The sequence below is a fragment of the Janthinobacterium sp. GW823-FHT06H09 genome (genome assembly GCF_058794735.1).
Window position 1 is genome coordinate 256,310 of sequence record NZ_JBXAHC010000006.1, and the last position, 24,968, is coordinate 281,277.

Here is a 24,968-nt window from a genome sequence, read left to right on the forward strand (position 1 = left end):
GTAGTGCTTATTCCTGACGGGGTGTGATGGTGGCCGGCTCGGCAGGGGCCGGTGCTGCCGGTGCGGGGGCCGCCAGTTCGCGCAAACGCGTTTGCACGACGGCCTGGTCGAAGGCGGCGGGCGTCGTTTGCGCCAGGGTCAAGGCGCGCTGGTAATACGTGGCGGCCAGCTTGGGCTGGTTCAACCGGTCCAGGCCCACGGCCAGGTTGAAGGCATAGTCGGGATTGCCGGGCGCGGCGCCGTAGGCGCGGAAAAACTGCTGCTGCGCTTCGTTCCAGCGGCGCTGCTTGGCATACACATTACCCAGGGCAAACAGCACGGGGCCGCTGTCGGGGGTACGGGCCAGGAGTGCTTTCAGCCTGGCTTCGCTCTGCACGACGTCGCCCTGGCGCAGGCCGATCAGGCCGGCCAGTGCGACGCCATCGTCCGGGTTTATCTCGAGCAAGCGCACGTACAGCGACGCCGCCTGCGCGCCCTGGTTCTCGCGCAGGGCCACGGCCGCCAGGCCCAGCAGCGCGTCGCGGTTGTTGGCATCCTGCCGCAGCACGCTTTCATATTGCTGGCGAGCAAGGCCCAGCTGGCCCCCGTTGAAGGCTTGGTAGGCTTGCTGCACGCCTGGGTTGATTTGCGGCGCCGTATCGTTGCGCAGCACCTGGATCTGGCTATTGTCGGGCGCGGCCACCGGTGGCAGGCTGGGCTGCGCAGGCGGCGGCAGTTGCGCCAGCTGGGCGGCCACGGCCGCTTGCGCGGCGGCCTGGATCATCGCCTGCTGTTCCGCCGCGCCGGCTGGCGGGCGCTGTTCGCGCGGCGCGTCTTGCGGCAGCGGGGCGGGCGCCGGGGCGTCCGGCAGAACGCCGCCGGCCCCGGGCAGCACCACGATGGGGCCGGCAACGCCGGCCGTGCCCGGGGCGTCCGTCAGCGGCATGGGTACGCCGGGCAGGTTGGCGCCCGCGCCGGGGCTGCTGCTGGCGCGCCAGTACCAGTACGCCATCGATCCCGCCACCAGCAGCAGGATCGCCAGCAGCACGGCCAGGCGCACGGTGGCCGGGTCGACGCTGATGGGGCCGGTGGGGCCTTTCGGCGGCGGATTGCTGCGGCTGGCGCGTGGCTTGGCGGGCGGCGGTTCCGGACGGGCGCGCGGCGGCTCGGGGGGCGGGCCAGGTTGCGTGCCTTGCTGTGAACCGGGCTGCGCGCCGCTGGACTCGGGCTGCGGCGCGGGAGCGTCCTGCAGCGGTTCCAGGCGCAAGCTGCTTGCCGGCTGCGCGGGCGGTGGCGCGGCAGGCGCTGGGCGGGGCGGCAGGGCGTCGGCCGGCGCCAGTTCCAGCACCTGGTCGTAGGCTTCGGACGGCTTTTCCAGTTCTTCGTCGGAAAGGCTGTTCTGCTTGGCGCGCTCGGCTTTCTTGAGCGCCTGCATCAACAAGCTCATGGGACGTCTCCCTGCAGGCGTGCCTGCGGCTGGACGGCTGGCGCCGGCGGGCCATCCGTGTACGGCTGGCTGTTGAGCGGCGCCTGGCCGGGCAGCAGGTAACGGTAGTCGCGGTAATCGCCTTCGATGCTGGCATCCTTGACCACGACGGGGCGCATGAAGATCACCAGCTCCGTCTTGCTGCTTGCCTCATTACGATAGGTAAACAAATTGCCCACGACGGGCAGGCTGGACAGGCCGGGCACGCCATCCTTGGCATTGTCGATGGAATCCTGCATCAGGCCGCCCATCACGGCGATCTGGCCATTGCCCACTTTCATGATCGATTCCAGCTCGCGCGCCTGGATCACGGGCACGCGGCTGATCACGCTGGCCGTGGCCAGGGCCGGATTCGGGTCTTGCACATAACCCACGATGCGCGTAATGGTGGGGCGCACATTGAGCGTCACTTCGTCGCTGTCGGAAATCTGCGGCGTGACGCTCATGACGAAGCCGACGGGCACCGTTTCCAGTTTCGACTCATAGGTGGCGGGCGTGGTGATGGTGCCCGTCGAACTGATCACGGCGGGCGTCACCTTGATGGTAAAGAAGACATTGTTGTCGACCACCTTCAGCATGGCCGTTTGATTGTTGAGCACGCTGATCTTCGGGCTGGACAGCACTTTCACCTTGCCGAACGATTCGAGCAGCTGGATGGTGGTCCTGAAACTATCCTTCATGTAGTTGAGCACGAAGATGCCGGGCGACGTACCCGGCAGCACGCCGCTGGGCAGGGGCAGGGTGCCGACACGGCCCTGGTTCAGGCTCAGGCTGCCCGTCAGGCGCGACCAGTTGATGCCTTGCTGATATTCATTGCTCAGGCGCACCTCGATGATGGTCGCCTCGATCAGCACTTGCCGCTTGGCGCTGTGCAACACGGCGTCGAGGAATTCGGCGATCTTTTCGTGCTGGCGACCCGTGGCGCGCACGGCGATCAAGCCGCCTTCCACGTTGACGACGACGGACGAGGGGCTGCCCTTGTTGGCCAGTTTTAATAGAGGCAGGCCGTTCGCGTCGAGCTGCTGGCCAGGATTCGCATTCTGGTTGGGTGCCTGCTGGCCTGGCGCATACTGGCCGCCAGTCTGCATCGGCGCCTGGCTGCCGTATTGGTTGCCGCCCTGATTCTGCTGCTGGCCCGGTTGGCCTGGCTGACCCGCTTGTCCCTGCTGGCCTGGCGTATTGCCCTGTGCGGCCGTCAATTGCTGGTTCAGCTGCGCCAGCGGGTCGACCTGCACGTCGTTCAGCGTGGTGTCGCGCAGCAGGTCGCGGATATTTTTTTCCAGGCTGTACCAGAAGTTATTTTCCGAACGATTCACGACCAGGGTGGTCGAATTGTTATTGCCGTTGCCGCCGCTGCCTTGCGTGCTGCCAACGGGATTGCTGGCGTTGTTCGACCCGCCGCCCGCCGTGGAAATTTGCGTAGCGATATTCACGCTGCTGTTGGTGCTGCGCGCGATGTTGACGTAATCGATCTTGTAATTGCGCCATACGGGGGCGTCGGGCAGCACCGTCAGGTTCTTGCCATCGATTTCGTAGCGCATATCGACTTGCTTGCCGATACGTGCCAGCAATTGCTGCAGGGTCTGGTTCAGCGCATTCAGGGTGACGCTGCCTTCGATCTGCGGGTGGATGTCGATATTCATGCCCGCGTCGCGCGCCAGCGCAAACAGCAGCGATTGCACGGGCACCTTGTGCACGGTGACGCTGTAGGTTTCCACTTTGGGCGCGGGCAAGGGCGCGGCCAGCGCGCTGCTTTGCTGCACCGGTTCGGGAATGGCGCCGCCGGCGACGGGCGCGGTATTGAGGTGGGCAGGCGACAGCGGCATTTGATGCGTGGCGCAGCCGGACAGCACGGTGCCGCAGGCGAGGGCGACCCAGGAGGCCAGCACAGGAATAGGGTGTTGATTCATGAAAAGTTCGCCCTTGGAGTCGTGTTGTGCCTTTGCAATTTTACCCAGCATGATCGCCTAAAATCAATCGGCTGTGCGGGCTCCGGAGGCAATATACCGAAATAAAGTCAGGGGCTACCACGCGTCGCTGGTGCCGGTGTCGCGGCTTTCATTTCCGTACGGATACTATCTATGTCGTTCAGCAATATTTTCTGTGGCGACGAGGGGGCCAGCCTCGCCCAAACGGCTTCGGCGCTGGCCCGGTCGGCGAAGCTGCCGTAGACGATGTCCAGGCGCGCGATGGCGTTTGCGGGCGCTGCGCCAGGCAGGCGAAACACGTGAAGATCGCGCAGGCCGATCGCTTGCTGCGCCTGCTGCAGGAAAGTTTCCGCCGCGGCCGTTTCGGTGGCGGGCAGGCTGGCGATTTGCAGCACCAGTTGCTGCGGCCTTTGCCGTGTCAGCCAGTCGCGCGATTCGGCCAGCTTGCTGTCGAGCAGCGTCGACGGCGCCGGCAGCGGTGCGCGTGGGACGGCAGCCGGGGCCGAGATAGCCGCTGTTTGGCCCGGCACCAGCCATTGCCACAGCAGGGCCGCGGCCAGCAACAGCATCAGCGCGCTCAAGACGCCCGCCAGCAGCTTGCCCGCATGCCAGGGCGGGCGGTGGAAGGGGCTGTCGGCAATGGCCAGGCGCACGTGGCGCGCGCTGATTTCCTGCGCATCGTCCGCAAACGCGGCCAGCAAGGCCTTGTCGGCCAGGATATTGACCCTGCGTACGATGCCCTGCGCCGCGCGCGCCAGCCGGCGCAACGCGGCAGGCGTAAAAACGAGCGGCGCCATGCGGCCGGCGGCGGCCAGGCGGCACGCCAGATAATCGTTCAGCAAGGCTTGCGGCAGGCGCGGCACGGTGAAACTGTGGGTGATGCGTTCCTTCAATTGGCGGAACTGGGGCAAGTCCAGGGTGTGCTGCAATTCCGGCTGGCCGAACAGCACGATTTGCAGCAGCTTGTGGCTGGCCGTTTCCAGGTTCGTCAGCAGGCGCAGCGCTTCCAGGGTGGCGCCCGGCATGGCTTGCGCCTCTTCGGCCAGCAGCACCACCTGGCGCCCGGCCGCATGCCTGGCGATCAGCTCGCCGTGCAGGGCGCGCAGCGCGGCATCGGCGCGGCATCCGTCCAGTTCCAGGCCCAGTTCGGCAGCGATGGCGTGCAGGACTTCGTCCGGCTCCAGGCAGGGATTGAGCAGGTACAGCACGTCGACCTGGGGCGGCAGGCGTTCGGCCAGCATGCGGCACAGCATGGTCTTGCCGCTGCCCACTTCTCCCGTCAGCTTGATGATGCCTTCGCCTTGCGTGACGGCATACAGCAGCGCATCGAGCAGTTCGCCCCGCGTATTGCCGGGATAGAAAAAGGCGGGGTCCGGCGTGATACCGAACGGCGCCGTGCGCAAGCCGAAATGGCGCAGATACATGCCGTGCGGCGAGGGCGCGTAGTGGCTGGAAACCTGCGTGTTGGTGTTCATGCCGCGATGCAATTGAGAAAAGCCTGCTCCAGGCTGGCGTCTTCCGTGCCGCCATGGCGGGCGCGGCATTCGGCGGGCGTGCCCGTAAATACGATGCGGCCCGCATGCAGGATGGCCATGCGGTCGCACAATTCTTCCACATCGGCCAGCGCATGCGAGGTGAGCAGGGCGCCGCGGCCCTGCGCATGCGCTTGCCGCAGCACCTGCTTGAATTGCGCGCGCGCCTTCGGGTCGAGTCCGCTCATCGGTTCATCCAGCACCAGTTGCGGCTTGCCCGACAGCAGGCAGGCGACCAGCCCCAGTTTCTGCATCATGCCTTTCGAATAGGCGCGCGCGGGACGCAGCAAGGCGTCCGGCGCCAGGTCCAGCGCGTCCAGGGCTTGCTGCACGGCGTGCGCATCGGGCCGCACATCGTGCAGGCGCGACAGGTAGCGCAGGAAGTCGCCGCCCGTCAGGTAATAAGGCGCCTGGAAACGTTCCGGCAGAAACGACAGGGGCTGGCGCGCCGCGCCATGCCGGTGCGGCCGGCCGAAAATGGCGATCTCGCCCCGCTCGGGCGTGCAAAAGTCGAGCAGGCATTTCAGCAGGGAAGTCTTGCCCGCGCCATTTACGCCGACCAGGCCGAACAGTTCACCCGCGCGCACCTGCAGGTCGACGCCGCGCAGCACGGCGCTGCCTGCCAGCTGCAGATGTACGTTGTGGAACTCGATGGCGCAGGCGTTCATAGGGGCAATGGTCGGCAGGGAAGACGGTGAACGACCGCCATTATTGCCATGGGCGCAGGCGGGCGGCAAGTGTTTCCTTGCATCGTGTTCAAATTCGCAAAAATCAAATGATGGAATGTATTTTCTTTAAGAAACAACAGGTTCTGGAATAAAATGCCTGTGCGCGCCGCAGGCGTGTATCTTCTGTGAAATTTGTTTGTCGAGGAGTAAGCAATGGCAAGGCCAGAGAAAGTCCGGCTCGGTGAAATTTTGGTGCAGCAGAAGTTGCTGACGGAAGAACAGTTGGGCCAGGCCTTGACGGAACAGAAGCGTTCGGGACGCAAGCTGGGCCGCGTTTTTGTCGAGCACGGCTTCGTCACGGAAGAGCAGATTTCGGGCGCGCTGGCGCGCCAGCTCGACATTCCCTACATCAATCTGAAGTTTTTCAACATCAATCCCGAACTGGTGCGGCTGCTGCCGGAAACCCAGGCGCGCCGCTTCCGCGCGCTGGTGCTGGAAGACCGCCGCGAGGGCTTGCTGGTCGGCATGTCCGATCCCACCGACCTGTTCGCGTACGATGAAATCTCGCGCCTGGTCAAGCGCCAGATCGAGCTGGCCGTGGTCAATGAAACGGAAGTGCTGGCCGCCATCGACCGCATCTACCGCCGCACGGAAGACATCTCGACCCTGACGCGCGAGCTGGAGCAGGATCTGGGCGACGTGTCCGTCGACTTCGGCGCGCTGGCCGCCAACCCGGGCCTGGAAGAGGCGCCCATCGTCAAGCTGCTGCAATCGGTGTTCGAGGATGCCACGCAGGTGCGCGCCTCCGACATCCACATCGAGCCGCAGGAAGGCCGGCTGCAGATCCGCTTCCGCATTGACGGCGTGCTGCACCTGCAGACGGAAGCGGACAGCAAGATCGCCAGTTCGCTGGCGCTGCGCCTGAAACTGATGTCGGACCTCGATATTTCCGAGAAGCGCCTGCCGCAGGACGGCCGTTTCGCCATCCGCGTGAAAAACCAGCGCATCGATGTGCGTATTTCCACCATGCCGACGCAGTACGGCGAATCGGTGGTGATGCGTCTGCTGAACCAGGGCGGCACGACCTTGCGCCTGGACGCGATCGGCATGCCGCCCAAGCTGGTGCAGCAGTTCCGCGCCATCGTCAGCCGCCCGAACGGCCTCGTGCTGGTGACGGGGCCGACCGGCAGCGGCAAGACGACGACCCTGTACTGCGCCTTGTCCGAACTCAATTCCGTGGAAAAAAAGCTCATCACGGTGGAGGACCCCGTCGAGTACCGTTTGCCCGGCATTAACCAGGTGCAAGTGAACGACAAGATCGAACTGAACTTTGCCAGAGTGCTGCGTTCGGCCCTGCGGCAAGATCCCGACATCGTGCTCGTCGGCGAGATGCGCGACCAGGAAACGGCGCAAATCGGCTTGCGCGCCGCCATGACGGGTCACCTGGTGCTGTCGACCCTGCATACGAACGACGCCATCAGCACGCCGCTGCGCCTGATGGACATGGGCGTGCCCCGCTACATGGTGGGCAGCTCGCTGCAAGCCGTGCTGGCGCAGCGTCTGGTGCGCGTGATCTGCGAAAGCTGCAGCACGCCGTACCAGCCCACGCCGAACGAATACGAATGGCTGCGCCTGGAATTGGGCGAGCTGGTCGAGCGCAACCAGTATTTCCACGGCAAAGGCTGTTCGCATTGCAATGGCATGGGTTACCGGGGCCGCACGGGCGTGTACGAATTGCTGGAAATTACGCGCGCCGTGGCCGATGCCGCCAACCATGCCGATCCATCGCACTTCATGAAGGTGGCGACGGCGCAGATGGCCGGCGACACCTTGCGCCGCCACGCCGTGCAGCTGGTGGTGCAAGGCCGCACGACGGTGATGGAAGCGATGCGCATCAGCAACCAGAGCGAGGATTGACGTGGCGTTTTTTGCTTACAAGGCGCGCAATGCCAACGGCGAACTGCTGACGGGCGTGATGGAGGGCGCCGACAGCGGCGCCGTGGCCGATCAGTTGATGGCGGGCGGCAGCACGCCCGTCGACATCAGCGCCACCAAACAGACGGTGGCGGGCGCCGGCGCCAGCAAATTGGGCTGGTGGGACAAGCTGACCGAGAAAAAAGTCACGCCCATGGACGTGCAGCTGTTCAGCCGCCAGCTGTACACCCTGCTCAAGGCGGGCGTGCCCATCATGCGGGGACTGGCCGGCCTGCAGGAATCCGCCATCAGCCCGGCGTTCGGGCGCATCATCAAGGACGTGCGCGAGTCGCTGGATGCGGGGCGCGAGTTGTCGGCCGCCATGGCGCGCCATCCCGCCATCTTCACGCCGTTTTATCTGTCGATGGTGCGCGTGGGCGAAATGACGGGGCGCCTCGACGAAGTGTTCCTGCGCCTGTTCGATCACCTGGAATTCGACCGCGACATGCGCGCGCGCGTCAAGTCGGCCACGCGCTACCCGAGCTTCGTCGTCTTCGCCATGGTCGCCGCGATGATCGTGGTGAATATCTTCGTCATTCCCCAGTTCGAAAAAGTGTTCGCCAGCTTCCACGCGGAACTGCCCCTGATGACGCGCTTCCTGATCGGCACCTCGCGCTTCACGGTGACCTACTGGCCCATCCTGCTGATGCTGGGCGTGGGCGGCTTTTTCGGCTGGCGCGCCTGGCTGCGCACGAAAGAAGGCCTGTATAAATGGGACCGCGCCAAGCTGCGCCTGCCGATTGCCGGCAAGATCATCCTGAAGGGCACGATGGCCCGCTTCGCCCGCAGCTTCGCCCTGTCGAGCACCAGCGGCGTGCCCATCGTGCAGGCGCTGACGGTGGTGGCGCAAACGGTGGACAACACCTACCTGAGCGCGCGCGTGGAGCAGATGCGCGACGGCGTGGAGCGGGGCGAAAGCATTCTGCGCACCTCGGTGGCGGCCGGCGTGTTTACGCCCGTGGTGCTGCAGATGATCGCCGTGGGCGAGGAGTCCGGTTCGCTCGACGACCTGATGGACGAGATCGCGGACATGTACGAGCGCGAAGTCGATTACGAGCTGAAAACCCTGTCGGCGCAGATCGAGCCGATCCTGATCGTCTTCCTCGGCGCCATGGTGCTGGTGCTGGCGCTGGGCATCTTCCTGCCGATCTGGGACCTGGGCCGCGCGGCCCTGCACTGATGGCGCTGCCTGCCCGCCAGCGCGGTTTCACGCTGTTCGAACTGGCCGTCGTGGCAAGCGTGTTCGCCATCCTGGTGGGCGTGTTCCTGAACCGGGCCGGCTACTACCAGCAGCAGGCGCAGCAGCTGGCTATGGCGCAGACGCTGGGGGCCTTGCGCACCGGCTTGCGGGTGCAGGTGCTGCAGCTGTACCTGGCGGACGGGCGCGCGCGCATACCGGCGCTGGCGCGGCAAAACCCGTTCGACTGGCTGGCCGACAAGCCGGCCAACTACCTGGGCGAATTCGATGCTCCCGTGTTCGATGAATTACCCGGCGGGAATTGGTTGTACGACAGAAAAGAACAAAAAATCATCTATTTGTTTAGTAATGGCAATATTTTTCCCGGTTCAGAGCTTGATGCAGTGAAATTTAAGGTAATCTTGCCAGGTGCAGACGCCGATATTGACAAGCTCGTCCAGGAACCCGATATTGTGGTGTGGAAATAGCCTGACGCGCTGCAACGGAGTGCCGTGCAGCGCACGTTTCATGGCGTTGGTTTTGATGTTTTTATTTGATTTTGGAGAAGCTGGTATGAAGAAATCCTTACGTAGTATGAAAAGCGGCGCCCAGGCGGGTTTTACCCTGATTGAACTGGTCGTCGTCATCGTGATCCTGGGTATCCTGGCAGCGACGGCCATTCCTAAATTCGTCGACATGTCGACCGATGCGCGCATCGCCAAGATGCAGGCGGCAGCGGGCGCCTTGAAATCCGGCTCGGCCCTGTTCCACGCACAATGGCTGGTCAAGGGTTCGCCTGCCGACGCCGTTGCCGTCAACATGGAAGGCACGGACATCAAGGGCATCAGCGGCTACCCCGGCATCGCATCGCCTGGCATCGCCTCGGCGGCAGGCGGTCTGGTTGACTACGATACGACCACCGTTGCGGCGACGGGAACCGTGCTGACGGTGTTGCCTGATAACAAGCATACAAGTTGCAAGGTGACCTATACGACTGCCGTGGCTGCGTCAGGCACCACGCCAGTCCTGCCGGCGGTGGTTGACGCGACGGCCCTGACCTCGGCCAACTGCAGCTAATCCGGGCGTGCAGCTGCCATGCCGGCAAGCCGGCATGGCCACGCCATGTTTTCCGCCCGCCCAACGCCAGGCCATGCCGGTTGGGCTTTTTTACGGGTATTGCCATTGTCCCTGCCATCGACCACCTTGCCGCAACGTATGACGCTCTCGCGGCCCAGGCTGCGGCGCCGCGCGCGCGGCTTCACGCTGATCGAACTGGTCGCGGTGCTGGTGATCGCCGGCCTGCTGGCCACGTTTGCCGTTTCGCGGTTTTTCCAGCGCGATGCCTTTGATGCGCGCAGTACCAGCGATCAGGTGGCGAGTATCGTGCGCTATGGACAAAAGCTTGCGGTGGCGCAAAACCGTCCCGTGTTTGTGCGCATCGACGGCAAAAGCGTGGCGCTGTGCTTCGATGCCGCTTGCAGCGATGAGCAGAAGGTGGTGCCACCCGCCGGCACGAACAGCGGCAGCAAGGAAACACTGCTCGCTTGCAGCGACAGGAGCAACTGGCTGTGCGAAGGATGGCCTGCGGCCGTTACGCTGACGGGCGGCGCGGGGTTTTACTTTGACCCGCTGGGGCGCCCGTATTACGCGGCGTACGGCGATTTTTCCACTATCCTGGTGCTGACCGTGGTTGCGGGCGGGCAGCAATACCAGGTCAACGTCGCACCGGAGACCGGCTATGTGTACCGCTAGGCGCCGTGCCGCCAGGCGCGGCCAGGCCGGCGTGACCCTGATCGAACTGGTGCTCTTCATCGTCATCGTGGGCGTGGCGGTGACGGCCATCCTTGGCGTGATGAGCTTGACGACGCGCAATAGCGTCGACCCGCAGCTGCGCAAGCAGGCGCTGGCCATTGCGCAAGGCATGCTCGACGAAATCGAGGGCGCGCGCTTCACTTATTGCGCAGTGGACGACCCGGCAGCCGAGACGGCGACCGGCGAGGCCGGTTGCGCCACGAAGGAAGCGTTTGGCATACAGGGCGCCACCACGCAGCGGCCTTACGACAACGTCAATGATTACGTGGCCAGCGACGGCGGAACCTCGACATACACCACGGATGTGGCCGGCAACCCGTTCTCAGCGCTTGCCGGCCAGTATGCGGCGACGGTGAGCATCAATACCGTTGCGCTGAACGGCATCGCGGCGCCCAAGGTGCTGCATATCCAGGTCAGCGTCGCCTATGGCGACAAGCAGCAGGTCGTGCTCGACGGCTATCGCACGCGCTACGCGCCGAACAGCATCCCATGAATACCTCTTCTTTCCGGCGCCGCGCGCGCGGCTTTACCCTGGTGGAGATGATCATCGTGATCGTCATCACGGGCATCATCGGCGGCATGGTGGCCATGTTCATCCGCCTGCCCGTGCAAGGTTATATCGATGCCAATGCCCGCGCCGATCTGGCCGACCTGGCCGATACCGCCACGCGGCGCATCGCGCGCGACGTGCGTCTTGCCCTGCCGAACAGCGTGCGCGTCAGCGCGGACGGGAAATACCTGGAGTTGCTGTTGACGAAATCGGGCGGCCGCTACCTGTCCGAGGACGATGCACCGGGTCTCGGAGCCGTGCTGGCCTTCAATCCCGTCGCCGCCGGCGCGAACGCCAATCAATTTACCGTCGTCGGGAGCGCGCCGGAGATCGCGCCCGGCGACTTTATCGCCGTCTACAATATGGGCGACAACCTGCCGGATGCCTACGGCTGTGCGGTCAACGCCGGCATTTGCAATCTGGCGCAGGTCGATGCCGTCAGCGGCACGCTGGTGACCCTGAAGAGCAATCCCTTCCTCGCGCAGGCGCCGCTGAAGTTCCCCTCGCCATCGCACCGTTTTCAGGTGGTGACGACGCCTGTCAGCTATGTTTGCGATCCGCAGGCCGGTACCCTGATGCGTTATTCCGGCTATGTCATCCAGGCGGCGCAGCCGCTCGATGCGGCGGCGGCGCCTTTGTCAACGGCCCCCGTGCGCGCACTGCTGGCGCAAAAAATCCTGAAAAACACGGTGACGCAGTCTGGTCAAACAGAGGCTCCCCCCGAAGGCTGTTTTACCTATGGGGTGTTGAAGAACGGGCCGCGCGGCCTGCTCAGCATCGTCCTGAGCCTCGGCGCGGAAAACAGCAATACCGGCACGCTGCGCCTGGTGCAGCAGGTACAGGTCAGTAACACACCATGAGCGCCATGAGAATATTTCCCTCCCGCCGCATGCGCGGCTTCAGCCTGGTGACGGCCATCTTCCTGCTGGTGGTGCTGGCGGGGCTGGGCGCCGTGATGGTGAACGTGTTTACCCTGCAGCAAGTTGAATCGGCGATGGACGTGCAGGGCGTGCGCGCCGAGCAGGCCGCGCGCGCCGGCATCGAGTGGGGCGTGTACAGCCAGCTGATCGATGGAAACTGCGCTCCTTCCGTGTCGTTTGCCTTGCCGGCAGGCACATCGCTGTCCTCCTTTTCTGTCAGCGTACAGTGCGTCAAGGCCACGGGTCCGGGCGCACTGAGCAGCTGGACCATCACGGCCACGTCCTGCAACCAGCCGGCCGCGGCCGAGCCGTTATGTCCGCACGCAGGCAACAACCCCGATTACGTCCAGCGCCGCCTGCAGGCCGTGCTGTCGCAGTAAGGTCAACTGCTTGAAAAAAAGATCGCTAATTTATTGTTTTTACACAACAAAATTGGTTTCATGAATTAGAATTGGCTTGATGCATTATCTGCGCGACAAGTCGGGCAGGCACTTACACTGGATAGTTCGCATGGGTTTATTCGCAAGAGCAAGAAAATACGATGGCTGGCTGGCGACGGCGTTTGGCCGCGAAGGTGTCAGCGCCGTCGTTGTCGAGCGTCCCGCCGACGGCCTGCCGCGCGTGCTGTGCGCCAGTTACCAGGCGGCGGAACGGCCCGCGTCGGCCGAAGTGCTGGAAAAGCTGGGCAAGGAAGTGCAGGCCGCGGCGCGCCACTGCAGTACCGTGCTGGCCGGCGGCGAGTACCAGCTGCTGTCGCTGGAAGCGCCGGCTGTGCCGCGCGAGGAATTGAAGACGGCCGTGGGCTGGCGCCTGAAGGACATGCTGGACTTTCCCCTGGCCGAGGCCACCATCGACGTGTTCGACATCCCCGGCGACCCGAACGGCACCCAGCGCGGCAGCAGCGTGTTTGCCGTCGCCGCGCGCAACAGCGCCGTGTCGCGGCGCCAGGGACTATATGGCGTATGCAAGATCGGCCTGTCCGTGATCGATATCCCGGAAATGGCGCAGCGCAATATCGCCACCCTGCTGGAAACGCCGGGGCGCGGCATCGCCGTGCTGTCCTTCGATGGCGACGGCGGCTTGCTGACCATGAGTTTCAATGGCGAGCTGTACCAGGCGCGCCGCATCGATGTGACCTTGCCGCAATTGCACTCGCCCGACGCCAGCCAGTATTACGATCGTGTCACCCTGGAGCTGCAGCGCTCGTTCGACCACTTCGACCGCCAGTTCCACTTCATTTCGCTCTCGCGCCTGATGCTGATGACGGGCGCCAGCGATGGCTTGCACGGCTATCTGGCCGATAATCTGTACATGCCGGTCGAACGGCTGGACCTGAATCAGGTGTTCGACTTTTCCCGGGTTGCCGCCTTGCGCGAGCCGGACATGCAGGCGCGCTACTTCCTGGCGCTGGGCGCGGCCTTGCGCGAGGGGGGCATGCTCCCGGGCAAGAGCGAAGGGAAGGGCGCATGAGCCAGCAGATCAATCTGTTCAACCCCCAGTTCGAACAGACGACCCACCAGATGTCGGCGCGCACCGCCGGCGCCTGCCTCGGTGCGCTGGCGCTGGGCTTGCTGCTGCTGTGCGTGCTGGGCCAGCGCTCGCTGACGGAACTGCAGCGCCAGGACGCGGATGTCCAGGCGGCGCTGGCAAAAGAAGAGGCCAGGCGCGACCAGGCCTTGCGTGATTTTCCGCCACGCAAGAAAGATCCGGCGCTGGCGCAGGAAGTCGCGGCAGCCGAGGCGCAGCGCCAGTTGCTGCTGGATGCGTCGGCCGTGCTGGCCAGTGGCGAACTGGGCAATACCCAGGGCTTTGCCGGCTATTTCCGCGCGCTGGCGCAGGCCAAGGTGGAAGGCGTATGGTTGACGAACATCAATATCGCCGGTGCCGGCAGTGAACTCGGCTTGCAGGGCCGCGCCTTGCGCGCGTCGCTGCTGCCCGCGTATATCACGCGTTTGGGCCAGCAGGATATGCTGGCAGGCAAGAGCTTCGCCAGCCTCGACATCGGCCAGCCGCCGGTGCCGGCGGTCACCGAAGGCAAGGCACCGGCGGTGCCGTATGTGACTTTCAGCTTGCAATCATCAAGCCAGCTTGCGGCGTCCGCCGCGGCAGCGGGAGGAAAACACTGATGCAGCCCTTGCTGAAAAAATGGGCCGCTGCCTTCGACGCCCTCAGCCGGCGCGAGCGGCTGATGCTGTTCGGCGCGGGCGTGGCCGCGCTCCTGTTCGTCTTCTATTTTTTGTTCTTTAATCCGCTGTTCGCGAAACGGGCGGCGCTGCATGCGAGCATTGCGCAAAAGCAAAACCAGAAGGCAGCGATCGCCAAGGAAATCGAACTGACCATGCTGGCGCACGCAGTGGACCCGGACCAGAATGCGCGCGCGCGTCTGGCGGCCCTGCTGGCGGAAGGGGCGAGAATGAAAGAGCAGCTGCGCCAGAAGCAGCACGGCCTGGTGGCGCCCGAACGCATGGTCGCGCTGCTGGAACAGTTGCTGCGCCGGCATGCCGGCCTGCGCGTGGTCGCGCTGAAAACCTTGTCTGGAGGTGGCGTGGGCGCTTCCCCGGCAGCCGCAGCGTCCAGCGACGGCGCCGCCAAGGCAAGCGCCCCGGCGCCCCTGCTGCACCGGCATGGCGTGGAAGTGGTGCTGCAGGGCAGTTATGCCGACATGCTGCAGTACATGCAGGCGCTGCAGGCGATGCCGACGCGGGTCTTCTGGGGCCAGGCCCGCCTGGAGGCCGAAATCTACCCGCAAGCGACGCTGACCCTGACTTTATATACCCTCAGCATGGATGACACATGGATCGCACTGTGACCGCCGGCCGCGCGCCGCGCCGCTGGGCGCCGCTCCTGGCGCTGTGCCTGGCCTGCAGCGGCGTGCAGGCGCAGGCGCTGGACGACCCCACGCGCCCGCCTGCGGCCCTGTGGGCGCCCGCCAGCGCCGCTCCCGTCGCGCCCGCGCAGCCGCGCCTGCAATCGGTGCTCATCTCCACCCAGCCGGGCGGCCGCCGCCTCGCCGTCATCGATGGCCAGACAGTCAAGGTCGGCAGCAAGGTGGGCGACGCCGTGGTGACGGAGATCCGCGACACGGCCGTATTATTGCGGCGTGGCAAAACACTGGAAACCTTCAAGCTGTACCCGGGCAGCAAGATACCGCCTCAGACCGACAGCAAGACCGACCGCAAGCAGGAGTAGAAGAAGTGGCCAAGCAATTCAATCAACACAAGGCGAGCATGTTCAAGATCAGCACGATGGCGGCGCTTGTCAGCGTCAGCCTGGGCCTGGGCGGCTGCAATGTCGCGCCCGTCAAGCGCGATACCTATAATGCGATTAGCGACGCCGTCAAGGGCGCGGCGGCCACCACCACGCCGGCAGCCCAGCCCGATGCCGTGGAAGCGGCGCTGCTGCCGCCCGTGGCGGCCCTGGCCCAGCAATTGCCGAAGGCCCGCGCCGCGCTCGACGAGCGCTTCAACGTGGCCTTCAACAATGTGCCGGCGCGCCAGTTCTTCACCTCCATCGTGGCCGGCACGCGCTACAACATGCTGGTCCATCCCGATATCGGCGGCACGATTTCGGCCAACCTGAAGGACGTGACCCTGTTCCAGGCGCTCGACGCCGTGCGCGAGCTGTACGGCTACGACTACAAGGTCGAAGGCACGCAGATCTACATCAAGCCGCTAACCATGCAGACGCGCTTGTTCCATGTCAATTACCTGACGGGCGCGCGCAGGGGCAGTTCCAACCTGCGCGTGTCGTCGACCTCGGTGGGCTCGGTCGGTTCGACCAGTTCGGGCGGTTCGGGCGGCAATGGCAACCAGGGCAACAACCAGAATAGCGAGCAGAACCAGCAGACGAATGGCGGCCAGGGCGGCCGCACCCTGGACAGCAGCAACCTCACCACCTCGTCGACGGCAGACTTCTGGCCGGAATTGAAGGCGGCGCTGGAAGCCATCGTCGGCAGCACCGAGGGCGGCCGGCAAGTGGTGCTGAGCCCGCAGTCGGGCGTGATCGTCATCCGCGCCATGCCGGAAGAGCTGCGCAACGTCGACATGTATCTGAAGGCCACGCAGCTGTCCGTCGACCGCCAGGTGATCCTCGAAGCGAAAATCCTCGAAGTCGAGCTCAACGACAACACGCAGACGGGCATCAACTGGGCCTCGTTCGCCTCGATCAAGAGCGGCCACACGAACCGCATCTCGACGGGCTTCATCCAGCCGGGCGGCAGCCTGGCGCCGCTGCCGTTCAACGGCGGCCAGCCGCCCAACATGACGAATGGCAGCGGCCTGACGGCCAGCAGCGGCTTCGGCCTCAGTTCGGCGGCGACGGCGGCCGGCTCCATGTTCGGTCTGGCGTTCCAGACGGCCAACTTTGCCGCCATGATTTCCTTCCTGGAATCGCAAGGCTCCGTGCACGTGCTGTCGAGTCCGCGCATCGCCACCATGAACAACCAGAAGGCCGTGCTGAAGATAGGCACGGACGAGTTTTACGTGACGGGCGTGTCCACCACCACGAATACGACGGCCAGCGGCGCCACCACCAGCCCCAACGTGACCTTGCAGCCGTTCTTTTCCGGCGTGGTGCTGGACGTGACGCCGCAGATCGATGCGGATGGCAACATCATCCTGCACGTGCACCCGTCCGTCAGCCAGGTGTCGACCATCAGCAAGGAAATCGACCTGGGCAGCGCCGGCTCGCTGAAACTGCCGCTGGCCGCCTCCAGCACGTCCGAGATGGACAGCATGGTGCGCAGCCAGGATGGGCGCATCGTCGCCATCGGCGGCCTGATGCGCCAAGCCACGACCTCGGACCGCTCGCAGGTGCCGGGCGCGGGCGATATTCCCGTGCTGGGCGCGCTGTTCCGCAACACGGGACAGGTGATCCAGAAGCGCGAACTGGTGGTGCTGATCAAGCCCACCATCGTCGAAGGCGCCAACAGCTGGAACGAGGACTTGCTCGATTCGGGCAAGCGCATCGAGGCGCTCGACCCGCGCCGGCCGTCGGAGCGGCGCTAAATGTACCAGGCCCATTTCGGCTTGCGCGAGGCGCCGTTCGGCCTCACGCCCGATACCAGTTTCTTTTTCAACGGCCCGCAGTCGCAAAAGGCGCTCAACACCTTGCTGGTGGCGGCGCGCAATGGCGAGGGCTTCATCAAGATCACTGGCGAAGTGGGCACTGGTAAAACCTTTTTGTGCCGCAAGTTCATGCAATCGCTGGGGCCGGATTTCGTCACGGCCTATATCCCGAATCCTAACCTGCCGCCCCGATCGCTGATCCTGGCGCTGGCGGACGACCTCGATGTATTGCTGGAGAAAGATGCGGATCAGCACCAGCTACTCAAATCCCTCAACTTGCGCCTGCTCAACCTGGCGGCACAAGGCAAGCGCGTGCTGCTGTGTCTGGATGAAGCGCAGGCGATTCCCGTCGACAGCCTCGAAGCGCTGCGCCTGCTGACGAACCTGGAAACGGAAAAACGCAAGCTGCTGCAAATCGTGCTGTTCGGCCAGCCCGAACTCGACGTCAAGCTGGCCCTGCCGGAAATCCGCCAGCTGGCGCAGCGCATCACCTTTCACTACCACCTGGGACCGTTGTCGCGCGACGACGTGGATTTCTATGTGGCGCACCGTCTGCGCGTGGCCGGTTTCGATGGCGCGCGTCTGTTCAGCCGGGGCGGCGTGCGCAAGCTGTACCAGGCTTCCGGCGGCATCCCGCGCCTGATCAACATCATGGCGCACAAGGCGCTGATGGTGGCGTATGGCGAAGGGCGGCAGCAGGTCAGCGGGCGCCACGTGGCGCTGGCCGCCAGCGATACCCTGGCCAGCAAGCCGCGCTTGTGGCGGAAGCCTTGGCCATGGCTGGCTGGCGCCGGCGTGCTGGCCGCCGCCTGCGCCGTGAGCTGGACTTTATTGAACCGATGACGAAGATGAGCCTGTAGATGAGCCTGATTAACAAGATGTTGCAAGACCTCGATGCGCGCGGCACTCCCGATGGACGCGGCGACGCGGCCGGCATCCGCTCCGTGCCCGAACGCGAGCGGGGCTTGCCGCGCGCGCTGATCTTCGGCGGCGCTGCCGGCCTGACGGCGGCGGCCATCGCCCTGGGCTGGGTCTACCTGAAGCGCCCGCCCGTGCCGCCCGTGCTGGTGAATGTGGCCAGCAACCCGCTTCCGGCGCCTGTCCCGGTACCCGTTCCAGTGCCCGTTCCTGTGCCTGTCGCCGTAGCGCCTGCGCCGGTGGTGTCCGCCCCGGCGGTTGAGCCCGAACCCGTGTCCCAGGCCGAGGAAGCTTCCCCGGCGCCCGCCAGGGCGCGGCCCGCCGAAATGCGGCGCGTCACGGAAAAACCCGCCAAGCCTGCCGCTGCGCCCGTTGTAAGGACGGCAGCGCCCGCCGCCAGCGAACGCCTCATCGACGGCAAGCAAGTGACTGCGCAGCAGCGCGTGGAGAATGCATACCGGCGCGCGCTGGCCCAGTTGCAGGATGGCCGCGTCTCCGAAGCGTTGCCCGGTTTGCAGCAGACCCTGCAGCTGGACCCGCGCCACCAGGGCGCGCGCGAAACCCTGGTGCGCCTGCTGCTCGAAGCCCAGCGTCCCGACGAGGCGGCCCGCCAGCTGCAGCTGAGCCTGGCACTGGACCCGAAACAGCCGGCGCAAGCGATGATGCTGGCCCGTCTGCAGCTGGACAAGACCAACGGCGGAGCGGCCGCGCTCGACACCCTGATGCGCAGCTTGCCGTACGCCGCCGACAGCGGCGAATACCACGCCTTCCTGGCCGGCGTGCTGCAGCGCGAGCAGCGCTACCGCGAAGCGTCCGAGCACTACCAGCTGGCCCTGCAGGCGGCGCCCGACAACGGCGTCTGGTGGATGGGTCTTGGCATCGCCTTGCAAGCGGACAACCATCCGGCCCAGGCGCGCCAGGCGTTCGAGCGCGCCAAGGGCTTGCAAACCCTGTCGCCGCAGCTGCAGGCGTTTGTCGAGCGCAAGCTGGTGCAGTTGACGGCGGCCAAGTAAGTGCGGCCGATTGCGGCGCCGCCGTTGGCAAGCGGGGCGGGCACGATACGTACGCTTCTCCTGTCGGCAGCGTTGCTGGCGCTATCCACAGCCGCCGCCACGGCAATTGCCTGGAACGGATGAATCCGTGGACAAGACAAGATGAGCGCTGCCTGGAAATTCCCCGATGCCCCGAATACCGCCTGCTTCACGACCACGGAGGTCTTGAACGGCGCTCCCATCGTGCTGGTGTCCCCGAAGGGGATTGGCAATTTCACGCGGCCTCAACTGAAACGATGTTGAGTTCAGTCAAGATTGTCTGTCTGACAGACATGATACGAAGAGATGACTTGCTGGCAGAGTTGCATGACTTGCCCTGTGGCTGGGGCGCGCAGCGGGATGACGGGGCGGGACACTGGGAGCGTTTCAAGGACAAGCCGTTTCCCGCGTTTGCCGAACAGGGCTATTACCTGGAAGACGCCGTCTGGCTTTCCCGCTATTTGACGGATATCGAGCCGCCCCCGGCCGCGGTACGCGATGCGCTGCTACAGCGGCACCATCGCGAACCATCCGCAGCATGCGGTGGCCAGCTATGGCGACCTGCTCGCGTTCCACCCCCTGCATGTGGCGGATATTGCTAGTGAACAAGATTGAAAGGACGCGCCATGCGCAATGAACGCGAGGGGGCTAAAGAGGCGCGCCGGGAAATCAGGCGCTACCAGGAACATATCAATTCGCCGCGCCTTTGTCCGGACCAGTGTTACCGCATGGCCAGCCCGACGTATGCGCTGGTGTGCCATGTCAACCAGGTGACGGGCCTTTTCCTGAGCAAGAACTATTACGTGATCCCTATTTTCCTCCAGCGCGCCCATGCAACGCTGCTGGAGTTGAAGGCAGAACTTGTCAGCGAGCCGTATCGCAAACTGGTCGAGCAGTATCTGAGCCATATCGCGCATTTCATCGTCGATTTTCAATGTCTGGCGGAAGACGAGCGGCAAGCCGTGCAATATATCCCGCCAGCGCTGCTGGCCCTCATGCCAGAGACCTTGCCGGAAGACTTGCTCATGGAGGGCGAGTTTTGATATTGTAGTGCGGATGTATTTTTGGCATGATTGGAACAGTGTCATTTCTTTTTCAGATTGTTGATATCATCGCGCCATCACTGACTACGTCAAGGAACCCCGTTTGAAATCCCTCAGCCTGCTGCTCGCACTCTGCTGCCTGCTCAACAATGCCCATGCCGCCCCCGCCACCGCCCCTGCCAGTTACGTTTTGGAGAATACGGAAGTGCGCGACATCCATGCGCAAACCTTGAAGCGCGACTACCAGGTGTATGTGGCCTTGCCCGACTCCTATCGGCAGGGGAATAAACGCTACCCGGTGCTGTTCGTCGTCGATGCCAATTATGCGTTTCCCGTCGTGCGCAATATCGCGCAGCGCCTGAACAAGCATGCCGGGATGGAAGAAGTGGTGGTGATCGGCCTGTCGTACGCCAACGGCGACGGTGGGGTGTACAGCCGCCGCCGCGACTACACGCCGACCACGCCGCGCAAGCACGATTACCGCTCGGACATGCCGGGGCGGCAGCCGGCGTTCGGCGAAGCGAAGGCGTATGGCCAGTTCATCGCGGGCGAGGTGTTTCCCTTTATCGCCAGTAACTATCGCGTGAATATGCAGCGCAAGGTGTTTATCGGCCATTCCTACGGCAGTCTGCTGGGCCTGCAATTTTTGCTGACGGAACCGCGCACCTTCGAGCACTACATCCTTGGCAGTCCGTCGCTGTGGTACGACGCTGGCGTGATGTTCGACCGCGAGCAGGCGTATGCCGCCAGCCACAAGGACTTGCCAGCTTCCGTGTTCTTCGGCATCGGCGGCCTGGAAAAGCTAGCGGCAGGCAAGAAACGTTCGCGCTCCGAGGAAGACGCCGACATGGTGGCCGACGTGCGCGAATTCGACGGCAAGCTGAAATCGCGCAAGTTTCCGAATCTGAAAACGCGTTTGCGCGTGTTCGAGGACGAAGACCATGCGAGCGTGTTTCCTTTTGTGCTCACGCATGGTTTGCGGGCGTATCTGACGTCCGCAAAATGAACGGTGCCGGGTCCCGCCCGCCAGACAGTGCCTGCGTCGCCGTGCACATTCCGACCGCCGGAAGCGGTCATCGATAAGGTCAGATTACATGCGTACATTGAATGAATTACTCGATAGCGAAGACCCGGCGTTTCCGCTGATCAAACAATGGGCCAGCGAGGCCGACTTGCCGGTGGAATTGCTGCCGCCCGCGGCCGGCAGGGAGGATGTGCTGCTGAGCCTGCAGGTCACCACGCGTTCTCCCCTGGGGGCGATAGCCTATGAAACGGGGGGCATCCTGGTGGATGACGGCTGGCTGCGCATACTGGGGTCGGGACATGCCAGGCTGGGCCGGGATATCGCTGCCTGGAACAAAGGAAAGGCCGACGGTTTTCTGCTGGTCGCCGACGACGTGCTGGGCGGATTTTTTGCCATCAATGGCGGCGCACTCGGGGAGGACCAGGGCAATATGTATTACCTGGCTCCCGAGACGCTGGAGTGGGAAGCGCTGGAGATCGGCTTCACGACGTTTGTACAATGGGCCTTTACGCGCCAGTTACGGCAGTTTTACGGCCGCCAGCCTGGCGACGCGGAGGACTTTGACGAATTGCCCGAATTGCCCTTGCCCGGCGAGCTATGCCTGAATTTTTATCCATTTCTGTGGACGCAAGAGGGCTCGCTCAAGACCAGTTCGCGGCGCGTCATTGCCGTGGAAGAGCAGTGGGCGCTCAACCTTGATCTGCAACAGAAGTTGCCCGACGCGCGCTGAGGCAGGGCTTGCGGGCATATCTGAAAGCATCGCCATGCGCATCCCGAGGCGGTGGAATGGCGTTTCAATCCCCGGATCCAGCAGTTTGTCGCAATGGCATGGGCGAGAAAATGGCAAGGCGATAGCATGTGATGGGTTTCCTCATGATGGGCTGCCCGCAAGCGAGTGTTCGATGCTGACGGTAGCGCCGTCATCAACGGATGCTTCCCAATGACCTCGATCAGGATGACATACGCATGAAATTACCCCTTTCATATCTTCTTTCCACCTGCCTGCTGGGCGCCTTGGGCGCGATGGGTGGTGCGCAGGGGGCTCCCGCCGATGCGGAACTGCTGGCCCTGGTGCAGCGCCATGCGCAGGCCCAGAGCAGCTTCGATCAAGCCGCGTTGAAAGCCGTCACGGCCGAGAATTATGTGGAAATATCGCCGGTCGGCGAGGTGGACGGGCGTGAAAAAATGCTGTCCTTCTATGCGCCCGAGCAGAAGCGGCCGAGTCCGGAAGTCCAGGTCGATGAACCGGCGGTGCGCCTCTTTGGCGATACGGCGCTCATCTCGGCCCGGTTGTCCTACCGCGTCAATCAGGAAGGGGTTGCCCGCAACTTCGCCATGCGCGCAGGGTACGTCGCCCGGCTAGTCGACAAGCAATGGCTGCTCGTCAGCGCACAGTACACAGGCATCCGTCCGCCGAAAACCGCGAAATAACATTTGGTGGCGCTGTCCGCCGGCGTTGCCCGGCCAGACTACAGCCGCGCTTCATCGCCCCACACATGGCGCATGCTGAAGTGCACGCCCGCATCGTCTTCATGCAGCGACGAGACGATGGCGAACTGGCTGTCGCCCGTGTCGCGCGGCGTCATCTGCGCCAGCTGGGCGGCGGCCAGCGGCGCGCCCAGCGGGTCGCTGAGCGGATGCACGAGGGCGGCGCCCCGCTGCGTGACGACGCCCAGTTCGCCGCTGCGCAGGCGCACCAGGGTACCGGGCGGATACTTGCCCAGCAGATTGACGAACCGTTCCCCCAGCAGCGGATCAATGGGCACGCCCTGGTCGAGGAAGATGTGCTGCAGCGCCTGGTCGGGCACGATGGAGCGGCGGTAGTTGCGCGCCGAGACGCGCGCGCAATAGCGGTCGGCCAGGCCGATCAGCTTGGCGTTTTGCAGGATTTCGTCGGCCGTGCGCCCCTGCGGGTAGCCGCTGCCGTCGTCGTTTTCATGGTGCAGCAGCACGCAACTGAGCCATTCCTCGTCGTCGACGCCGGCGCAGCGCAACAGTTCCGTGCTTTCCTGCGGATGCTGGCGCACGATACGCATTTCTTCGTCGTTCAGGGGGCCGCGCCGGTCCTGGAAGCTGTCGTGGTGGCGCAGCATGCCCACGTTCATCGTCAGCGCGGCCGCGCCGATCAATAAGAGTTCATCGTGGGACTTGTGCATGCTGCGGCCCACCAGCATGGCCAGCAAGGCCGTTTCGATGCAGTGGCGCACGGCGTAGCTGCCGGCGATCTGGTTGAGCAGGATGCTGGCCAGGGCGATGTCGGCATCGTGTTCGAGTGCGCGCAGCAGTTCGCGGGCGATGTCGCGCACGTCGCGCTCGGCATTGCTTTCGCTGCGCAAGGCCAGCAGCAGGCGCTCCAGGCGCTGCGCCGCTTCATTGAGCAAGCGCAACACGGACGGCTGCTCCGGCGTGCCCACGTACAGGCCCAATTGCATGAGCCGTCCCAGCTGCGCACCGTCCGTGATGATCTGCCCCTTGCGCAGTTGCGGGCCGGCGCTGTGGTCAGCCAGAAACAGATCCCAGGGCAGGGGTTCGCCGGGAATCAGGTCGGCCGGGCCGATGCGACGCTGTACCATGCTGTCATCCTTTACTCCGCCGTGGCGGAGAAATACTGTCGTTAAATGCTGCGCAGGCGCTCCAGCGCCAGGCGCAAGGTCTCGTCCTGCTTGGCAAAGCAGAAGCGCACGATGCCCGACTCCTTGCCCTGCGCGTAAAACGCGGAGACGGGAATGGCGGCCACCTTGATTTCCGCCGTCAGCCATTCGGCGAACTGCGCTTCAGTCTCTTGCGAAATGGCATCGTAGCGCACGCACTGGAAATACGTGCCGTCGGCCGGCAGCAGGGTAAAGCGGCTGCCCGCCAGGCCGTCGCGGAACAAATCGCGCTTGCGCTGGTAAAACGCGGGCAAGTCCAGGTAGGGCTGCGGGTCGGCCATGTAGCCGGCAATGCCGTGCTGCATGGGCGTGTTGACGGTAAACACGTTGTACTGGTGCACCTTGCGAAATTCCGCCGTCAGGGCCGCGGGCGCCGCCACGTAGCCGACTTTCCAGCCCGTCACGTGATACGTCTTGCCGAAGCTGGACACGATGAAGCTGCGCGCCGCCAGTTCAGGGTGGCGCGCGAGCGACTCATGGCGCACGCCGTCGTACACCATGTGCTCGTAGACTTCGTCCGATAAAATCAGGATTTGCGTGCCGCGCACGATGTCGGCCAGCGCGGCCACGTCGGCCGGGCGCAAAATCGTGCCCGTCGGGTTATGCGGCGTATTGATGATGATCAAGCGCGTCTTGGGGCTGACGGCGGCAGCGAGCTTGTCCCACGGCACGCTGTAACCTTGTTCACCCACTTGCATGGCCACCAGCACGGGCACGCCGCCGGCCAGCGCGATGGCGGGCAGGTAGCTGTCGTAGGCCGGTTCGATGACGATGACTTCGTCGCCCGGATGCACGCAGCATAAAATCGCCGTGGTCAGCGCCTGCGTGGCGCCGGCCGTGACGGTGATTTCCGTGCCCGCATCGTAGGCGTGGCCGTACAGGCTGGCGATCTTCGCGGCAATCGCCTCGCGCAGGGGCGCGGCGCCCGTCATCATCGGATACTGGTTGTGGCCGGCGCGCATGGCGTCGCTGACCCGTTCGACCAGTGCCGGGTCGCAATCGAAGTCCGGAAAGCCCTGGCCCAGGTTGACGGCGCCATGCTGGGCCGCCAGGCTGGACATGCGGGTAAACACGGTGGTGCCCACCAGAGGCAAGCGGGTGGTCAGGGTGGGAGTCAGGTGGGGCAGGGACGGGCTGTTCATGAACGGTAGGGTCGCGGTGCGGAAAGTGGAATCGTTTCCCATTCTAGCGCAGCGCGCCCCGTCGCGT

General features: G+C 64.4%; 25 protein-coding genes. 19 read left to right on the plus strand and 6 right to left on the minus strand.

The annotated features are described in order from the left end of the window. Positions 1-7 precede the first annotated feature (7 nt). The 4 genes from AC1Q6X_RS12325 to AC1Q6X_RS12340 form a co-directional block, all read right to left on the minus strand. Positions 8-1,426 carry a tetratricopeptide repeat protein gene (locus AC1Q6X_RS12325; protein WP_492497268.1) on the minus strand — a complete coding sequence of 473 codons (1,419 nt, stop codon included), beginning with the start codon at positions 1,424-1,426 and terminating at the stop codon, positions 8-10. Further along, entirely contained in the window at positions 1,423-3,375 is a 1,953-nt protein-coding gene (locus AC1Q6X_RS12330; protein ID WP_492497270.1) for a secretin GspD/PilQ domain-containing protein, read from the minus strand. The genes AC1Q6X_RS12325 and AC1Q6X_RS12330 overlap by 4 nt, the downstream gene beginning before the upstream one ends. 107 nt (positions 3,376-3,482) lie before the next feature. Further along, positions 3,483-4,868, minus strand: coding sequence for an ExeA family protein (locus AC1Q6X_RS12335; protein WP_492497273.1), 1,386 nt, complete (start codon positions 4,866-4,868; stop codon positions 3,483-3,485). Beyond that, positions 4,865-5,593: an ABC transporter ATP-binding protein gene (locus AC1Q6X_RS12340; protein ID WP_492497275.1), complete on the minus strand. Its 729-nt coding sequence runs from the start codon at positions 5,591-5,593 to the stop codon at positions 4,865-4,867. Before AC1Q6X_RS12340 ends, AC1Q6X_RS12335 begins: the two co-directional genes overlap by 4 nt. Positions 5,594-5,806: 213 nt before the next feature. Here AC1Q6X_RS12340 and AC1Q6X_RS12345 point away from each other — a divergent pair, with 213 nt between their 5' ends. The 19 genes from AC1Q6X_RS12345 (at position 5,807) to AC1Q6X_RS12435 (ending at position 22,539) form a co-directional block, all read left to right on the plus strand. Beyond that, positions 5,807-7,510, plus strand: coding sequence for a GspE/PulE family protein (locus tag AC1Q6X_RS12345; RefSeq protein ID WP_070291524.1), 1,704 nt, complete (start codon positions 5,807-5,809; stop codon positions 7,508-7,510). A gap of 1 nt (position 7,511) precedes the next feature. Continuing rightward, entirely contained in the window at positions 7,512-8,747 is a 1,236-nt protein-coding gene (locus tag AC1Q6X_RS12350; protein WP_070291525.1) for a type II secretion system F family protein, read from the plus strand. Further along, positions 8,747-9,232, plus strand: coding sequence for a type II secretion system protein (locus AC1Q6X_RS12355; RefSeq protein ID WP_492497278.1), 486 nt, complete (start codon positions 8,747-8,749; stop codon positions 9,230-9,232). Before AC1Q6X_RS12350 ends, AC1Q6X_RS12355 begins: the two co-directional genes overlap by 1 nt. An 85-nt stretch (positions 9,233-9,317) precedes the next feature. After that, positions 9,318-9,821 (plus strand): type II secretion system protein, encoded by a 504-nt coding sequence (locus AC1Q6X_RS12360; protein ID WP_492402790.1) that lies wholly within the window; start codon positions 9,318-9,320, stop codon positions 9,819-9,821. Between the two features lie 138 nt (positions 9,822-9,959). Then, entirely contained in the window at positions 9,960-10,496 is a 537-nt protein-coding gene (locus tag AC1Q6X_RS12365) for a pilus assembly FimT family protein (protein ID WP_070220266.1), read from the plus strand. Beyond that, a complete protein-coding gene (locus tag AC1Q6X_RS12370; RefSeq protein ID WP_121669838.1) occupies positions 10,483-11,049 on the plus strand; it encodes a type IV pilus modification PilV family protein in 567 nt (188 codons plus the stop codon). Before AC1Q6X_RS12365 ends, AC1Q6X_RS12370 begins: the two co-directional genes overlap by 14 nt. Beyond that, positions 11,046-11,966 (plus strand): prepilin-type N-terminal cleavage/methylation domain-containing protein, encoded by a 921-nt coding sequence (locus tag AC1Q6X_RS12375; RefSeq protein WP_492497281.1) that lies wholly within the window; start codon positions 11,046-11,048, stop codon positions 11,964-11,966. Before AC1Q6X_RS12370 ends, AC1Q6X_RS12375 begins: the two co-directional genes overlap by 4 nt. A 5-nt stretch (positions 11,967-11,971) precedes the next feature. Continuing rightward, positions 11,972-12,406, plus strand: a complete 435-nt coding sequence (locus tag AC1Q6X_RS12380) for an agglutinin biogenesis protein MshP (RefSeq protein ID WP_492497283.1) — start codon at positions 11,972-11,974, stop codon at positions 12,404-12,406. 130 nt (positions 12,407-12,536) lie between these two features. Continuing rightward, positions 12,537-13,496, plus strand: a complete 960-nt coding sequence (locus AC1Q6X_RS12385; RefSeq protein ID WP_492497285.1) for an agglutinin biogenesis protein MshI — start codon at positions 12,537-12,539, stop codon at positions 13,494-13,496. Next, positions 13,493-14,152: an MSHA biogenesis protein MshA gene (locus AC1Q6X_RS12390; protein WP_492497287.1), complete on the plus strand. Its 660-nt coding sequence runs from the start codon at positions 13,493-13,495 to the stop codon at positions 14,150-14,152. Before AC1Q6X_RS12385 ends, AC1Q6X_RS12390 begins: the two co-directional genes overlap by 4 nt. Continuing rightward, positions 14,152-14,835: a hypothetical protein gene (locus AC1Q6X_RS12395; protein ID WP_492497289.1), complete on the plus strand. Its 684-nt coding sequence runs from the start codon at positions 14,152-14,154 to the stop codon at positions 14,833-14,835. Before AC1Q6X_RS12390 ends, AC1Q6X_RS12395 begins: the two co-directional genes overlap by 1 nt. Beyond that, positions 14,820-15,215, plus strand: coding sequence for an MSHA biogenesis protein MshK (locus AC1Q6X_RS12400; RefSeq protein ID WP_121669835.1), 396 nt, complete (start codon positions 14,820-14,822; stop codon positions 15,213-15,215). Before AC1Q6X_RS12395 ends, AC1Q6X_RS12400 begins: the two co-directional genes overlap by 16 nt. Before the next feature lie 38 nt (positions 15,216-15,253). Beyond that, positions 15,254-17,032, plus strand: a complete 1,779-nt coding sequence (gene mshL / locus AC1Q6X_RS12405; RefSeq protein WP_492497455.1) for a pilus (MSHA type) biogenesis protein MshL — start codon at positions 15,254-15,256, stop codon at positions 17,030-17,032. Beyond that, positions 17,033-17,935, plus strand: a complete 903-nt coding sequence (locus tag AC1Q6X_RS12410; RefSeq protein WP_070291534.1) for an ExeA family protein — start codon at positions 17,033-17,035, stop codon at positions 17,933-17,935. A gap of 17 nt (positions 17,936-17,952) precedes the next feature. Beyond that, positions 17,953-19,023 (plus strand): tetratricopeptide repeat protein, encoded by a 1,071-nt coding sequence (locus AC1Q6X_RS12415; protein WP_070291535.1) that lies wholly within the window; start codon positions 17,953-17,955, stop codon positions 19,021-19,023. A gap of 644 nt (positions 19,024-19,667) precedes the next feature. Next, positions 19,668-20,084: a hypothetical protein gene (locus AC1Q6X_RS12420; RefSeq protein ID WP_492497292.1), complete on the plus strand. Its 417-nt coding sequence runs from the start codon at positions 19,668-19,670 to the stop codon at positions 20,082-20,084. Between the two features lie 103 nt (positions 20,085-20,187). Beyond that, positions 20,188-21,090: an alpha/beta hydrolase gene (locus AC1Q6X_RS12425; protein WP_070220242.1), complete on the plus strand. Its 903-nt coding sequence runs from the start codon at positions 20,188-20,190 to the stop codon at positions 21,088-21,090. Positions 21,091-21,178: 88 nt separating this feature from the next. Further along, on the plus strand, positions 21,179-21,838 hold the full coding sequence (locus AC1Q6X_RS12430; protein WP_492497294.1) for a DUF2625 family protein: 660 nt from the start codon (positions 21,179-21,181) through the stop codon (positions 21,836-21,838). Positions 21,839-22,074: 236 nt separating this feature from the next. Then, complete coding sequence (locus AC1Q6X_RS12435) at positions 22,075-22,539, plus strand: nuclear transport factor 2 family protein (RefSeq protein WP_492497296.1); 465 nt, start codon at positions 22,075-22,077, stop codon at positions 22,537-22,539. Between the two features lie 38 nt (positions 22,540-22,577). Here the strand turns inward: AC1Q6X_RS12435 and AC1Q6X_RS12440 are convergent, their stop codons facing one another. Beyond that, positions 22,578-23,681 carry an HD-GYP domain-containing protein gene (locus AC1Q6X_RS12440; RefSeq protein ID WP_492497298.1) on the minus strand — a complete coding sequence of 368 codons (1,104 nt, stop codon included), beginning with the start codon at positions 23,679-23,681 and terminating at the stop codon, positions 22,578-22,580. A gap of 41 nt (positions 23,682-23,722) precedes the next feature. After that, positions 23,723-24,901: a pyridoxal phosphate-dependent aminotransferase gene (locus AC1Q6X_RS12445; protein WP_492497300.1), complete on the minus strand. Its 1,179-nt coding sequence runs from the start codon at positions 24,899-24,901 to the stop codon at positions 23,723-23,725. Between the last annotated feature and the right edge of the window lie 67 nt (positions 24,902-24,968).